The following is a 265-nucleotide window of genomic DNA, read 5'->3' on the forward strand; positions in this document are numbered from 1 at the left end:
CGGTACAACCGGCTGATGGTGGACGAGGTCCTCTACGCCCGCCCGTACTCCTCAGAGCAAGCTCGGCGTGAGGCCCTAGCGGTGTGGGTGAACCACTACAACTATCATCGGCCTCATACCTCCTGCGGAGACGCTCCTCCGGCCTTACTGGCACCGGCCCGAGTCAACAACGTCATGCCCTCCTACATCTAGGGCATGTCTGACAATCGTTTTGACCATGCGATCACAGCATTCAGGACCACAGCGGCCCTGTAGATGATCGCGT

Annotated in this window: 1 protein-coding gene; it reads left to right on the forward strand. The window is 59.6% G+C overall.

Going from position 1 to position 265, the window contains the following annotated elements:
- Positions 1-192, forward strand: a 192-nt coding sequence (locus KVS67_RS12095) for an integrase core domain-containing protein (protein ID WP_217565459.1), incomplete at its 5' end; no start/stop codon positions are given.
- Positions 193-265: the final 73 nt, after the last annotated feature.

The sequence above is a fragment of the Micrococcus sp. GbtcB5 genome (assembly GCF_019091605.1).
GTDB classification, from domain to species: Bacteria; Actinomycetota; Actinomycetes; order Actinomycetales; family Micrococcaceae; genus Micrococcus; species Micrococcus luteus.